This is a genomic window from Salinarchaeum sp. IM2453, assembly GCF_019693215.1.
In the GTDB taxonomy this organism is placed as follows: domain Archaea; phylum Halobacteriota; class Halobacteria; order Halobacteriales; family Salinarchaeaceae; genus IM2453.
In genome coordinates this window covers 1,441,665-1,454,564 of the sequence record NZ_CP081183.1, presented here as the reverse complement: position 1 = coordinate 1,454,564, position 12,900 = coordinate 1,441,665, and the positions used below count along the sequence as shown (strand labels likewise).

The following is a 12,900-nucleotide window of genomic DNA, read 5'->3' as shown; positions in this document are numbered from 1 at the left end:
AATACATAAGACGTGTCATCAGAGTCCCCAGACAAAGAAATAGATTGGAAGAGAAAGCTAGAGGAGTCTGGAGAGCTAAACTCAGACATTACAGAGGATATCCTTCAAGAGCATGGGGACCGAGGACGTCGAGCAATTGAAGCAGTCAGTGAAAAAAGAGTCAAAGAGTACAGGGATTTTACGGTCGTCGTGGGAGAAACGGAAGAATACGTCATTGAGAACAACTCGTGCAACTGTGATGATACGAAGTATAACCTCGATCAAAACGATCCAACTGATCTCTGCTGGCACGTGATTGCCGCCACAATAGCCCGATATGTCGGCGAGTTAGACCACCATGATATGTGGTATACAGAGGTCAGAGACTTTCTGTGAAGCGATTATCTGAGAGTGTTGAATAAGCACCTGTTATCGAAGGGCAACTCCAGTTTTTAGGATCCTCAGGTGAGTTAGTCTTCGGTCGTGGTTTTCGTTTGATTTTTTTCTCCAAGATAAATGTCATAGCCATCTTGCAGAACTTTTTCTGCTAATACTGCACATTTGACGCGCATTGGTGATATTTCAACACCAAGTAAGTCGATTATGTCATCTCGATCCATCTCTTGAAGCGTTTCAATATTTTCTCCCTGTAACTCTTCGGAGAGCAAAGAAGCTGCTGCAAGGCTAATTGCACAACCATCTCCTTGAAACGCGATATTTTCAATAGTGCCATTAGTTTCATCAATCTGTACATCAACCTGAATTTCATCTCCACACATTGGGTTTTCGCCAATATGAGAATATGTTGGGTCTTCAAGTTCACCGTAGTTGCGAGGATTCTTGTAATGATCAAGAATCTGCTGACGATAGATATCGGATCCAAGACTCATTTGAATATTTGTATGTGCACAAAGGGAAAAAGTATTCCGCACGCGACAATCGTAACAGACTCAGAAGGCAATTATTATCGGGGAAAAGCCTACTACTTACAAAGTATGTCCTCAGAAAGGGGGTTTGCAAAACGTCTATATGATGGAATTGTGGGAATGGATCGAGTTTATCAGATGTTGCTGGTAATCGGCGTTGTGACGATCATCTCGCTTGTAGGGATACAACTATACGAAGGCTATAATCCAATCCAGACCGGACTCGGAGTTATTTGGGGCCTGCTCCTTCTACTGCTAGCATACGTTGTATGGAAATACGACAACTAAATATCTGAGATTACGCGGGGGGGTATCTCAAGCGTTTTTGTCTTACTATCGCTATAGCAACGTGACTTCGTAAGGTTCAGAGATAATAAAAAAGCGGCATCCCGTCAAGAGACTACGACTCAGCGCGACAAGTGAGATCTACTAAATCGTAGACCGATTACAGATCTCGAGGCTGGACTGTTTTGCGGTCGTTTGCTTCCGCTCGTTCTGCAGCATCCTGAAGCAGTTCCTCGACTTCTTCGTCAAGAGCTGCATAGAAATCAGATGCTACGTTTTTGTCCTCAAGCGCTTCTTTAACTGCTGCTTTGACTATAAGATCTGCCATACAATGAGAAGATTTCTGAGGATTCCTTATAAGGTTTCCTGTATTCGCCCGGTAGAAACTCCGATACAGGCAGCATACTCAATAGAATGTGTGTCACATTAACTAGACTATGAGAGTTGTTGTCTGAAATCAATATCATAAAAGAACCCACAATTAAGATCACGAAAAGAGGCGTTTCCGAGTGCTGATTATGTATGATGTCTAAAACAGACTATGCGCGAATTATTGGAAGCAGTAGCCGCTGGAGAGATTTCCCCTGCAGAAGCGGAATCACGGTTGGCAGGATACGCAACATCAGAAGCTGGTCGTTTTGATGCAACGCGAGAGCAGCGAAGCGGAATTCCCGAAGCAATATTTGGGGAAGGTAAAACAACGTCAGAAATTATCGATTTAGCAGAAACAGCTATAGAGACAACAGGACGAGCAATTGTTACACGGTTGGAATCAAACAGACAAGAATCAGTTGCTGAGAGGCTACAGCAGTTATCAGCAAGCGATACAGTAGAAGTCCATTCTCGAGCAAAAATAATCGTTGCAAAAGCAAATAGCTATAACAGACCGAATGAGGGTGGAGAGGTCGCTGTGGTGACTGGAGGAACTGTTGACATAGCTGCTGCACGTGAAGCAGCTATAATCGCTCGCGAGATGGGAGCAACAGTCCACGAGATTACAGATGTAGGGGTTGCTGGAATTGCAAGGCTGATCGATCAATTAGATGTTATCCGTCAATCCGATGTTGTTGTTGTAGCTGCTGGACGAGAAGGTGCCTTGCCAACGGTTGTTGCCGGATTGGTTGATGTTCCAGTAGTTGGTGTTCCGGTTTCCAGTGGGTATGGGAAAGGAGGAGCTGGTGAAGCAGCGCTACTTGGAATGTTACAGTCTTGTACCGTACTCTCAGTGGTAAATATCGACGCTGGATTTGTTGCTGGTGCACAGGCTGGATTGATCGCTAAGACAGCTTCCAAATAAAGCCTAACCCAAAATATTAGGGTTTTATATCCGGCAAGTGTCGCAGGCAAGTGAAAAGATATTATATGTGGGTACATATCAAGTGGTACCGGTTATCAAGGCCGGTGAATACTATGGCAACATGCGATCATTGTGGATCCCACGTATCAGAACAGTTCGTCCGCGTCTTTGCGGATGAAAACGGACAAATTAGAGCGTGTCCATCATGCTCGGCTAATGCCGGCATTGCAGAGGCAGCACGGCAACGAACAGTACAGCGAACATGAAGTGGCCACCGCCTGACGTGTCCGATAAGCAATCAGTTGATTGAGAATAGACACACACTGTGCCGATGGCGATTGTGTTTTAGGTGCCGATGCAGAAGCAGCATGCATGGGTGACAAGCAGTCGCGCGAACTATACGATCGAGCTCTTTCTGTACTTCCCGGTGGTGTAAACTCAGCAGTCAGAGCGGCACCAGAACCGTATCCACGCTTCATCCGAAGAGGTGACGGTGGACACGTCATTGATGCAGATGGAAACCGATACGTCGACTGGGTAATGGGTCTTGGGCCATTGCTATATGGGCATCAGTTGCCTGATCCGGTAGCTGCTCGGATACAATCGGAAGCAAGTGCTGGACCAATGTATGGTATGCCGACAGAAATCGAAGTCGAACATGCAGAGTTTGTCGTTCGACACGTCCCCAGCGTAGAGATGATACGGTTCGTCAATTCAGGCACCGAAGCAACAGTGTCTGCAATTCGGTTGGCTAGGGCATATACAAATCGCGAGAAAGTCGTTGTTATGAAGGGTGGATACCACGGAGCACAGGAATCAACACTTGTAGAAGGAGATTCAGAGCATACACATCCTTCAAGTCCCGGAATACCGTCTGATTTTGCAAAACATACGATTCCTATACCCTTCAATGATATTGAGAAGGCAAAGCAAGTATTTGAAGCGCATGGGGATGAAATTGCAGCAGTTATTACAGAACCGATTCTTGCCAATGTCGGAATCATTCCCCCAGTCGATGGATTCCATGAAACACTTCGGGACCTCTGTACGGAACATAGTTCACTGTTGATCTGGGATGAAGTGATTACAGGGTTTAGAGTTGGGGGCCTGAGTTGTGCACAGGGGAAATACGGGATTGACCCAGACATCACAACATTTGGGAAATTAATCGGAGGAGGATTCCCGGTCGGTGCAATTGGTGGGAAAGCAGAGATTATCAAGGAGTTCACTCCGTCAGGAGATGTGTTTCAGGCTGGAACGTTCTCTGGCCATCCAGTAACAATGGCTGCTGGGCTTGAATCGCTCCGATACGCAGCAGAAAATGATGTACACGATCATATCCACAAACTAGGAGAGCAACTTCGTTCCGGTCTAGCAGAGATCATTGAGAGTCAAGCGCCTGAGTATACCGTGGCTGGGACAGATGGCATGTTCAAAGTACTCTTTACCCGAGAAGGTCCAGCCTCATTCAATAACCATTGTGAAACAGGTTGCACACAGCGATCAGGCTGCTCCCGACATGAATACTGCCCAAAGTCAGGCAAGGATGTCAAGCAGGGTGAAACCGAGCGGTGGAAGCGCATCTTTAGACCAGCAATGCTTGAGCAAGATATTCTGCTCAGCCAGAATCAATTTGAAGCACAGTTCATCACGTACGCCCACACCGAAGAAGATGTCAATGAAACATTAGAGGCGTACAAAGAAGCACTGTAGTGAGTTCACCTCAGGAGCAAGCTCCGAGATTTCTTACTGCGACGGTATACTTTACATCTATAACCGGTCGCCGAGATGTGCAGATCAGTTGGCAGTTATTCGATTAGGATAGTGAGTATATTCTTTCGAATAAAGCGCTATTTACGGAAAAAGAAGGTCTAATGTCTCGAAGTTGTACGGAAGACCGCTTCCGTGATGACGAGACACGAAATCTCTCGAACCACTTTACAGCGGAGCAAGGCGAACGCCCATCGGCTTTAGCCGTGGGATGAAGCCAACAACGGGGCATCTCTCCACGAGATTGAGCTATTCCGGAGTTTTATGTGTGATCAAGATATGGATATGACCGCACTGAGGCGGCCTTGTCGACCGAATAAACGGATAATATCGGGATTGGGGCCACACCACTCTGAATGAATCCCCTTCGGGCCGCTGGTTGTGAATTCCGATCAGCACGGTAACGCTGAATCCCATGCCGGGATCGGAGACTGCGGCTTGGTGGTTCGAGAATCGAAGATTCTCGTCATCACGAAAATCAAAGAGTTTCAAATGACCCTGCCAGTAGTCTGGTCATGCCGATTGGACTGCAACCCTGTAACTCCCAACCCAGCGGTGCGGTACCGTGGGAGTCCCGCCCCGTTCACGAGTGGGAGGAGGTCAATCCGGAACAGTTGACTGGATTAGAGACAAATGTCCATGGTTTTTATCCCATGGTGCCAAATATTTCTTAATATATGTTCAAAGCGATTGTGAGCGCGGAGACGCTCCAAGAAACTCTTGACTCCGTGAGCGTGCTGGTTGAGGAATGTAAGATTCGCTTGGAAGAGGAAGGTCTAGAGATTCGAGCAGTTGATCCGGCAAACGTTGGGATGGTCGATCTCACCCTTAATGCAGATGCATTTGAATCATATGAAGCAGACGGCGGTATTATCGGTGTCAATCTGTCTCGATTAGAGGACATTGCTGGAATGGCTAATCGAGGACAATTAATCGAGCTTGAGCTTGATGAAAAGACAAGAAAACTTGAGATTCGTATTGACGGGCTTGAGTATACACTTGCACTGATTGATCCAGATTCAATTCGCCAAGAACCAGATATTCCAGACCTAGATTTGGCGGCTGAAATCATTTTGTCTGGAGAAGATGTAGACCGGGCCGTAACGGCTGCAGACATGGTCTCGGACCATATCGCACTTGGTGTCGATGAGCAACAAGGATTCTTCTATGTGGATGCAGAGGGAGACACAGACGATGTACACTTTGAGTTACACGAAGAGGATTTGATCGATCTAGAATTAGGACCAGCACACTCACTTTTCAGTCTTGATTATCTATCAGACATGAACAAGGCAATTCCAAAAGATGCAGAGGTAACAGCAGAGCTGGGTGAAGAATTCCCAGTGAAACTGCACTTTGATATTGCAGAAGGAAAGGGACAAGTAACCTATATGCTTGCACCACGGATACAGAGCGACTAAGGGCAGAAAAAACGTTTGACGGAGTAGTTTATTTTAACCGACGGTCAATAACACGTTTGGCCGCAGTTGCTTTTTCTTTCCATCCGTAGCCAGTTTCGTAGACATGTCGCTTTTTGTCAACTAACTCCTCCGGAGATGCTTCTTCGAATCCACCTCTGTCCCAAGCACCGCTTTCTCGAAGCCAATCAATAACCTTGTCACGAGTTTCTTCCCAAGAGAATCCAACCATCTCGTAGTATGAAATTAGGGCAAATACACTGTTATCATGACATCCAGGGACGCTACCGTGTTCGTAGATAGTTCGGAGAGGCTCTTGTGTGGGAACACTTACGCGATCGGTTCGTTCTTCAGGGGTAAGCATCTCAAGCATCCCATCGTTTTCCTCAACACGATGTTCTTGTCGGAGTTTCTGTAGTGCCGCATCATGGAGTTCAGACCACTCATCAGAGCGACGACGGAGCGTTGTAGTTCCACTTGGACCTGTTGAAAGAACAGCTAAAATGTCGGTATACGCTTTTTCGATTTCAGTTCGTGACATCCCCCCAAATGCACAATCTGGATCATGCAGGTCGGTCGTAGACCGACAGTCCGGACAAGGATACTTGAAATGGGACACACATTATGTTGGCTGGCTCACTTTAATAGCAATAACGGTTAGCGTTACGCACCAGCGGTATTCAAACGCTGACCTAACAAACATATAGACAGCCCACTTCACGATGATTAGCTGACCTATGCGCCAACAGCCTCGAGAGCAAATCATGTGGCATCCGCTTTGATTTTCTGTGAACAGAGAAGCCCAATTGTCACTAAGGAAAGCGAGAATAATACCGACTCTTTCTTACCAGATAAGACATTAGGAAAATACGATGGAAACACCACTGTGGACAACAGCATATGCGCCCAATATTGAGGATATTCCACAAGAAATAGCACAAAAACAGCTTCGGGGCGCTGTTGACAATCCGGTAAACTTGCTTGTTCATGGACCACCAGGTGCTGGGAAGACAGCCGGTGTACGGGCACTTGTAAGGGAGGCCCATGAGGACCCGGATAATGACTTTATTGAGATTAACGTAGCAGATTTTTTTAACCGCAATAAAACAGATATCAAGAACGATCCGCGATTTGCGTCGTTTCTGACAGGCAAAAGTGGTCTCTCGAAGCGAGATATGATCAACCATGTTCTCAAGGAATCAGCCAGTTATTCACCAGTGACAGGAAGTTACAAAACGTTACTGCTTGATAACGCAGAAGGGATCCGTGAAGACTTTCAGCAAGCACTTCGCCGGGTGATGGAACAGTATCACCAAAACACACAGTTTGTCATTGCGACCCGGCAGCCTACAAAACTAATTCCAGCACTTCGGTCTCGGTGCGTTCCTGTGCCTATGGCGGCACCGTCAGCAGAAGCGATTGCAGAGATTCTTCAGAACATTGTGGAAGAGGAAAAGATAGAGTACACAGAGGATGGAATTGAGTTTATCGCTAACTATGCGGATGGAAACATACGGAAGGCAATTCTAGGTGCACAGGCAACTGCGTACGCTGAGGATAAAATCGATATGAATGCAGCATATCAGGCACTTGATGAGATTGGACCAAGCGAGGCAATTGAAGCAATGCTTGACGCAGCTGAGTCGGGAGAGTTCAAAGATGCCCGTTCTGAGTTAGATGATCTGCTGATTAAAGAAGGATTATCTGGCAACGAAATACTATCGCAAATTCTTGCTACAGGCCGATCACGATACGATAGTAGCCAGCTCGCCAGATTATATCAACTCGCTGGAGAAATTGATATGAATCTCGCAGAAGGGACAAATGAGCGGGTGCAGATAGGACGGTTACTTGCTGAGATGGGCCGAAAGCGACAGGTACAGACCGAAGAACAGTACTAGCCGAATGCTTTTGCTACAAGTATTGACGTCGGCTAAGGCTCAGTGCGCTCGTATGTGACAAACGAAAGTTCGTCATGATCAGATCGGTCAGCAACAGTCCATGTTTTCTCATCAGGTGGCCACATCGGGAACTGGGTATCACCTTCATAGCGGCTATGGATAATCGTCACGATCATACGGTCAACGTCTGGAAGGAATTCCTCATATATTGCTGCGCCACCGATAACAAACGCTTCGCTTCCATGTTCTGCAGCTTTTTGTTTCGCTTCCTGGATTGAAGAAGCAAGGATAACATCTTCTGGTAACTCAGGGTCAGACCGGGAAAGCACGATATTAGTTCGACCTGGTAGAGGAGACCCAATGCGGTCGTAAATACTTTCAAATGTTTTGCGGCCAACAATTACCGGACAGCCCATAGTTGTTTCCTTAAAGTGTTCAAGATCTTTTGGATAGTGCCACGGCATTTGACCATCACGACCGATGATACCGTTCTGTGCAACAGCGACAACAATAGTGAAATTAGCAGGCATTGTTATTCAGCGACAGCAAATTTAATTCCTGGATGACACTCGTAGTCAGAAAGCTCAATATCATCATACGTTAGATCGTCAATTGGGCGATCTGCGACTTCAATCTGAGGACGGCTATATGGCTCTCTGGAAACCTGTTCTAGTAATCCTGGCACGTGATCGTAGTTTTGCTTATCCTCGGGTTCTGAGGGTGCATTTTCTTCAATCCAGTTTTTGAGATCACGATAGCCGTTGTTTGAATCTACTGAATCGAGCTTTGACTGAAGACGACTGAGATTATCGTCATACCATTGGCCACGGTCGCCAGTCCCGCAGTAGATGTGTGCATCAACAATCGTGTGTGCAAATCGTCCAACCTCAAACCCGGTTTGCTGTGCAATCGCAATCAGTAGTAATGAATATGAAGCGATATTGAACGGTATACCCAACGCAATATCACCGGATCGCTGAGTTAAGTGTAGGTTGAGAGAATCACCCTGGACGTTAAAAACAAAGGTATAATGACACGGAGGGAGTGTCGAGTCAGCAGCATTGGCAGGATGCCAAGCTGAAACAACGAGCCGCCGGGAATGTGGTTGCTCCTGTAATGTGTCGATTACGTACTGAAGTTGATCAAACACTCTCCGATTGTTTTCTTCTACAGTGATCCATCGATCTTTATCTTCAGGCCAATGTTCGCCTGAGAGGCGACCCTCGTTTTCGGGAACAGGATATCGTCTCCAGAAGCGCCCATATGCTGTATCTAAGTGTCCTTCTTCATTTGCCCACGCATCCCATATTCCAGTTTTCTCGCGAAGATTTCGGATATGCTCTTCACCAGAAAGATACCACAAAAGTTCATGGATCATGGAGTCCCAGCGGAAGTTATCCATTCGCTTTGTGGTCAGTAGTGGATACCCATCAGAAACATCAATAGAGTAGTGCTGGCTGAATGAGGATATCGTATCAACACCCGTCCGGTTTGGTTTATATGATCCCTCAGCAAGAACATCCTTGACGAGAGTAAGATATTGCTCCATGCAGGTAGAAAGGGATAGACCCCCTTTAGTCGTGGGAATCCAACTTCTGTGATGATTTAGAAGGCATTTTATAGAGAGATTCATGGACTATAGAAGTAGTCAACTACCTCTGTCTACTCGCCGTCGTTGACGGCTCGGTGAGAAAGGGGGCCTTAGCTCCTACAATCAGCTAACGAACGCGTAACGTTTTTGAACCGTCGTTTCGAGAATTCGAGTATGGCAACCGAGCCCTATTCCCGACGCACAACAAATCAATCAGGTTCATTCTTAGGGTTCGGTTTTTTGTCTCTTGTTTGATGATGAAACGGTCATTTGAGTCGGGGACGGCTAGCGTTGGATTCTGTCAGGGAATCAACCATTCAACTGAAATAATAGGATCAAAATATGAAGTTACCAAAACCACAAGTTTCGGTGCTTGAAACAGCAAGTGCGACAGAAGAACAGACAATTGAACAGATTGCAGCAAAAACAGAACAGAAGCAAGAAACAGTTGCTGGGGCTGCTTTTGCGCTAGAAGAGGAGGGGTACGTCAATATTGCGAGTAAAACTGAAGAAGAAATTGAACTTACAGATGAAGGAGAAACCTATCTCAAGGAAGGGCTGCCTGAAGTTCGGCTGTATGAGGCTGCAAGAAAAGCAGACAGCGAGAGAATCAATATCGGGGATGCAATTAGTGCAGCAGGATTATCCAACCAGCAGGTGGAAATCGCACTTGCTAATTTTGCTCGAAAAGAGTATGGAACAGTTGACGGAGGGGAAGTAACGCCAAACCCGGAAGCAGATCCAGAGGCAGATGTTGAAGTGGAGGCTTTAGAGAAGATTGATGTAGGAGAGGATAGTCTACAGTCAGAGGTAGTTGATCGATTAGACTCACGAGGGCTTATAACTCGAATAGAACAAACAGTCCGGGCGGTAACACTCACAGATGAAGGGGTAACCGTGTTGATGGAAGGTATCGAAGCAGCAGAGTCAGTTGGACAAATCACACCTGAGTTGCTTGCTAGTGACAGATGGAAAGATGTCGAGTTTGCAGAATATAATGTTGAGGCAGCTGCTGACCAAGCACCACTGGGGAGAAAGCACATTCTTCGTGCGATTGCAGACCGAGTTAAGGAAGTCTTAGTTGGGATGGGATTCAAAGAGATGGACGGTCCACATGTTGATGCCGACTTCTGGATTAACGATTGTCTCTTTATGCCGCAGGATCATCCAGCAAGGACACACTGGGACCGATTTGCAATGGAAAAACCACGACAAATTAATTCGCTACCAGATGATCTTGTTGGCCGGGTAGAAAGTGCACACAGAAACGGCGTCGGAGAAGATGGAGAAGGATATCATTCTCCGTGGAGTAAGGAATTTGCAAGTGCTCTCGCACTTCGAGGGCATACGACGTCTCTCTCTGCTCGGCATCTGGCTGGAGAGCAAATTGGCAAGATTGAGCCACCAGCGCGTTTCTTCAGTGTTGAAAAGGCTTATCGAAATGATACGCTTGATGCAACGCATCTACTTGAGTTCTTCCAGATTGAAGGATGGGTTCTTGCTGAGGATTTATCTGCGAGAGATCTAATGGGTACATTCGAAGAATTTTATGCACAGTTCGGGATTCATGACATCCAGTTTAAACCACATTATAATCCATACACGGAGCCGAGCTTTGAGTTGTTCGGAGAGCACCCGGAAACAGGAGAAATGATCGAGATTGGTAACTCAGGTATTTTCCGACCAGAAATGTTAGAACCACTTGGTGTTGAAGAAGACGTAATGGCATGGGGTCTTGCGTTAGAACGGTTGGCAATGTTATTGACAGGAGCAGAAGATATTCGCGATTTGCACGGAACACTCACAGACATTGAGTTCCTGCGAAATGCGGAGGTGATTTACTAATGCCTGTAGTTGAGGTTGATCCGGACGAACTTCGAAATCTTACGGGTGTTGATAAGTCAGACCAAGATCTAATTGATGATCTATTTGCACTGGGACTAGAGCTTGAAGGACGAACAGAGGAAGGAGCCCTTGAGCTTGAGTTTGCGCCAGACAGACTTGATCGATTGTCTGTAGAAGGAATCGCACGTTCACTGCGGTATCAATATGGGATGGATCGAGGTGTAGATGTCCCAAATACAAACGAACCAGACTGGACAATTGAAGTAGACGAAAATGTACCTGAGCAACGTCCATACGTCACAGGCGCAATTGCCAGAAATGTTGATTTAGATGAAAATACACTGACCTCACTCATTCAGTTGCAAGAGAAGCTTCATGCAACGATGGGCCGGCAACGAAAGAAAGGTGCAATTGGTATTCACGACCTGACGATGTTGAAAGGCGAAAGCCTCACAGAAGCAACAAGCGAGGAACCAGCAAAACGAATTAAGTATACCGGTATTGCGCCAGATGAAGACAAATTTGTCCCGTTGGAATCAAGCGCTGAAATGACTCCAGAAACGGTCATCAGAGAGCATCCGACTGGTCAAGAATATGGTTCCATCGTAGAGAACTATGATCGGATGCCAGCGATTTATGACGATATTGGACTATTTTCGTTCCCACCAGTCATTAATGGTCGACGGACGGAGGTGACGACGAAATCTCGGGATTTATTCATTGAGATGACGGGAACAGATCAGTGGACGATAGATCGAATGCTTTCAATCGTTTGCTACGCTCTTGCTGCTCGAGGAGCAACAATTGAAGAAGTAAACGTTGAGTACGACTCAGAGACAACTGGCGAATATGCTGGATCCGAATTAGCTAGGCCTGATCTTTCTACACGAGAAAAAACAGTAACACATGACCGAATTGAAACGATTGTCGGTGTCGATTTTGATCCAGAGGAGGTTATTGATCTATTCGAGAGATCGGGACTATCTGCAGTGCGCGAAGAGACGGATGAGACTGTTGAATACACGGTAGAGATTCCATCGTATAGAACTGATGTACTACATCCAGTTGATTTGATTGATGACGTTGGACGGGCATACGGATTCAACAAATTAGATCCAAAATATCCGGATGTCTCAACCGTTGGAGAGCGACATGAGCGATCACGACATGAAGAAGCAGTCCGTCGGTCGCTTGTCGGGTTAGGGTTTGAAGACATGCTAAACTTCCATATGATAAATGAGGAAGAAAATTTTAGACGCATGAGCCTCCCTATCCCAGATTCGGTTTCGATTGCCGAAGGAGAGATAGCAATCGAAGAATACCGAGAGAACGAAGACCAAAATGTAGAGGGTATCACAGCTGATATGATCGGAATCGATGTTCCGCCAACAATCAAAGAGCCATACAGTGAAGAATATACAACCCTTCGAACATGGGTGCTGCCATCACTACTGATGGTATTGGAACGGAATACACACCGAGAGTATCCACAAAACCTCGCAGAGATAGGCTTTACAGCAGGTGTCGATCCAAGAGAAAATACAGGTGTTTCGGAGCAAAAGAGAGTAGGCGGGGTATTAGCAAGTAATGAAGCAACGTACGAAAAGGCCCGAGGGCGGTTACAGGCACTTGCCAACTTGTATGATCTTGAGCTTAGAACCCCAGCGACAGCGCACCCGACGTTTATCGAAGGACGGGTGGCAGATATCGTATTGGATGGAAACACCGTCGGCGTAATCGGAGAGATCCATCCATCTGTGCTAACAGAACATAACTTAGAGGTTCCCGTTGCAGCGTTTGAATTTGAGTTGGAGGCACTCAAATAGCAGTTGATGCTTCTCGTTGTCCAATAACTAGAGCAGATCAAGCCAGCAGCTTCGAAGGCAAG

The 12,900-nt window shown here is 46.3% G+C and carries 14 protein-coding genes; 9 read left to right on the top strand and 5 right to left on the bottom strand.

What is annotated here, in order from left to right; translation table 11 throughout:
• The first annotated feature begins 12 nt into the window (after positions 1-12).
• The gene (locus K0C01_RS06930) at positions 13-375 is read left to right on the top strand and encodes a hypothetical protein (protein WP_255568230.1); all 363 of its coding nucleotides are present in this window, start codon (positions 13-15) and stop codon (positions 373-375) included.
• A gap of 74 nt (positions 376-449) precedes the next feature.
• Here K0C01_RS06930 and K0C01_RS06925 read toward each other — a convergent pair whose 3' ends face one another.
• Positions 450-869 (bottom strand): iron-sulfur cluster assembly scaffold protein, encoded by a 420-nt coding sequence (locus K0C01_RS06925; RefSeq protein ID WP_221168996.1) that lies wholly within the window; start codon positions 867-869, stop codon positions 450-452.
• 105 nt (positions 870-974) lie between these two features.
• Between K0C01_RS06925 and K0C01_RS06920 the strand changes: the two genes are divergently transcribed.
• Positions 975-1,193: a hypothetical protein gene (locus tag K0C01_RS06920; protein ID WP_221168995.1), complete on the top strand. Its 219-nt coding sequence runs from the start codon at positions 975-977 to the stop codon at positions 1,191-1,193.
• A 157-nt stretch (positions 1,194-1,350) separates the two neighbouring features.
• Here K0C01_RS06920 and K0C01_RS06915 read toward each other — a convergent pair whose 3' ends face one another.
• Positions 1,351-1,518, bottom strand: a complete 168-nt coding sequence (locus K0C01_RS06915; RefSeq protein WP_221168994.1) for a DUF1931 domain-containing protein — start codon at positions 1,516-1,518, stop codon at positions 1,351-1,353.
• 213 nt (positions 1,519-1,731) lie between these two features.
• Here K0C01_RS06915 and larB point away from each other — a divergent pair, with 213 nt between their 5' ends.
• The 4 genes from larB to K0C01_RS06895 all read left to right on the top strand — a co-directional run bounded on the left by larB (position 1,732) and on the right by K0C01_RS06895 (position 5,678).
• On the top strand, positions 1,732-2,487 hold the full coding sequence (gene larB, locus K0C01_RS06910; protein WP_221168993.1) for a nickel pincer cofactor biosynthesis protein LarB: 756 nt from the start codon (positions 1,732-1,734) through the stop codon (positions 2,485-2,487).
• 113 nt (positions 2,488-2,600) lie between these two features.
• Positions 2,601-2,753, top strand: coding sequence for a DUF7563 family protein (locus K0C01_RS06905; protein ID WP_221168992.1), 153 nt, complete (start codon positions 2,601-2,603; stop codon positions 2,751-2,753).
• 106 nt (positions 2,754-2,859) lie between these two features.
• Positions 2,860-4,200, top strand: a complete 1,341-nt coding sequence (locus K0C01_RS06900; RefSeq protein WP_221168991.1) for a glutamate-1-semialdehyde 2,1-aminomutase — start codon at positions 2,860-2,862, stop codon at positions 4,198-4,200.
• A gap of 734 nt (positions 4,201-4,934) precedes the next feature.
• Positions 4,935-5,678, top strand: a complete 744-nt coding sequence (locus tag K0C01_RS06895; protein ID WP_221168990.1) for a DNA polymerase sliding clamp — start codon at positions 4,935-4,937, stop codon at positions 5,676-5,678.
• 28 nt (positions 5,679-5,706) lie between these two features.
• Here K0C01_RS06895 and K0C01_RS06890 read toward each other — a convergent pair whose 3' ends face one another.
• Positions 5,707-6,294 carry a DUF7474 family protein gene (locus K0C01_RS06890; RefSeq protein WP_221168989.1) on the bottom strand — a complete coding sequence of 196 codons (588 nt, stop codon included), beginning with the start codon at positions 6,292-6,294 and terminating at the stop codon, positions 5,707-5,709.
• Positions 6,295-6,547: 253 nt separating this feature from the next.
• Here K0C01_RS06890 and K0C01_RS06885 point away from each other — a divergent pair, with 253 nt between their 5' ends.
• Positions 6,548-7,576, top strand: coding sequence for an AAA family ATPase (locus K0C01_RS06885; RefSeq protein ID WP_221168988.1), 1,029 nt, complete (start codon positions 6,548-6,550; stop codon positions 7,574-7,576).
• 32 nt (positions 7,577-7,608) lie between these two features.
• Here the strand turns inward: K0C01_RS06885 and K0C01_RS06880 are convergent, their stop codons facing one another.
• Together K0C01_RS06880 and thyA are read right to left on the bottom strand one after the other, a co-directional pair.
• Complete coding sequence (locus K0C01_RS06880; protein WP_221168987.1) at positions 7,609-8,106, bottom strand: dihydrofolate reductase; 498 nt, start codon at positions 8,104-8,106, stop codon at positions 7,609-7,611.
• Between the two features lie 2 nt (positions 8,107-8,108).
• Positions 8,109-9,125: a thymidylate synthase gene (thyA, locus tag K0C01_RS06875; protein WP_221168986.1), complete on the bottom strand. Its 1,017-nt coding sequence runs from the start codon at positions 9,123-9,125 to the stop codon at positions 8,109-8,111.
• Positions 9,126-9,509: 384 nt separating this feature from the next.
• On the opposite strand from thyA, the gene K0C01_RS06870 reads away from it, so the two are divergent.
• On the top strand, positions 9,510-11,012 hold the full coding sequence (locus tag K0C01_RS06870) for a phenylalanine--tRNA ligase subunit alpha (protein ID WP_221168985.1): 1,503 nt from the start codon (positions 9,510-9,512) through the stop codon (positions 11,010-11,012).
• Positions 11,012-12,838, top strand: a complete 1,827-nt coding sequence (pheT, locus tag K0C01_RS06865; RefSeq protein WP_221168984.1) for a phenylalanine--tRNA ligase subunit beta — start codon at positions 11,012-11,014, stop codon at positions 12,836-12,838. Before K0C01_RS06870 ends, pheT begins: the two co-directional genes overlap by 1 nt.
• Positions 12,839-12,900: the final 62 nt, after the last annotated feature.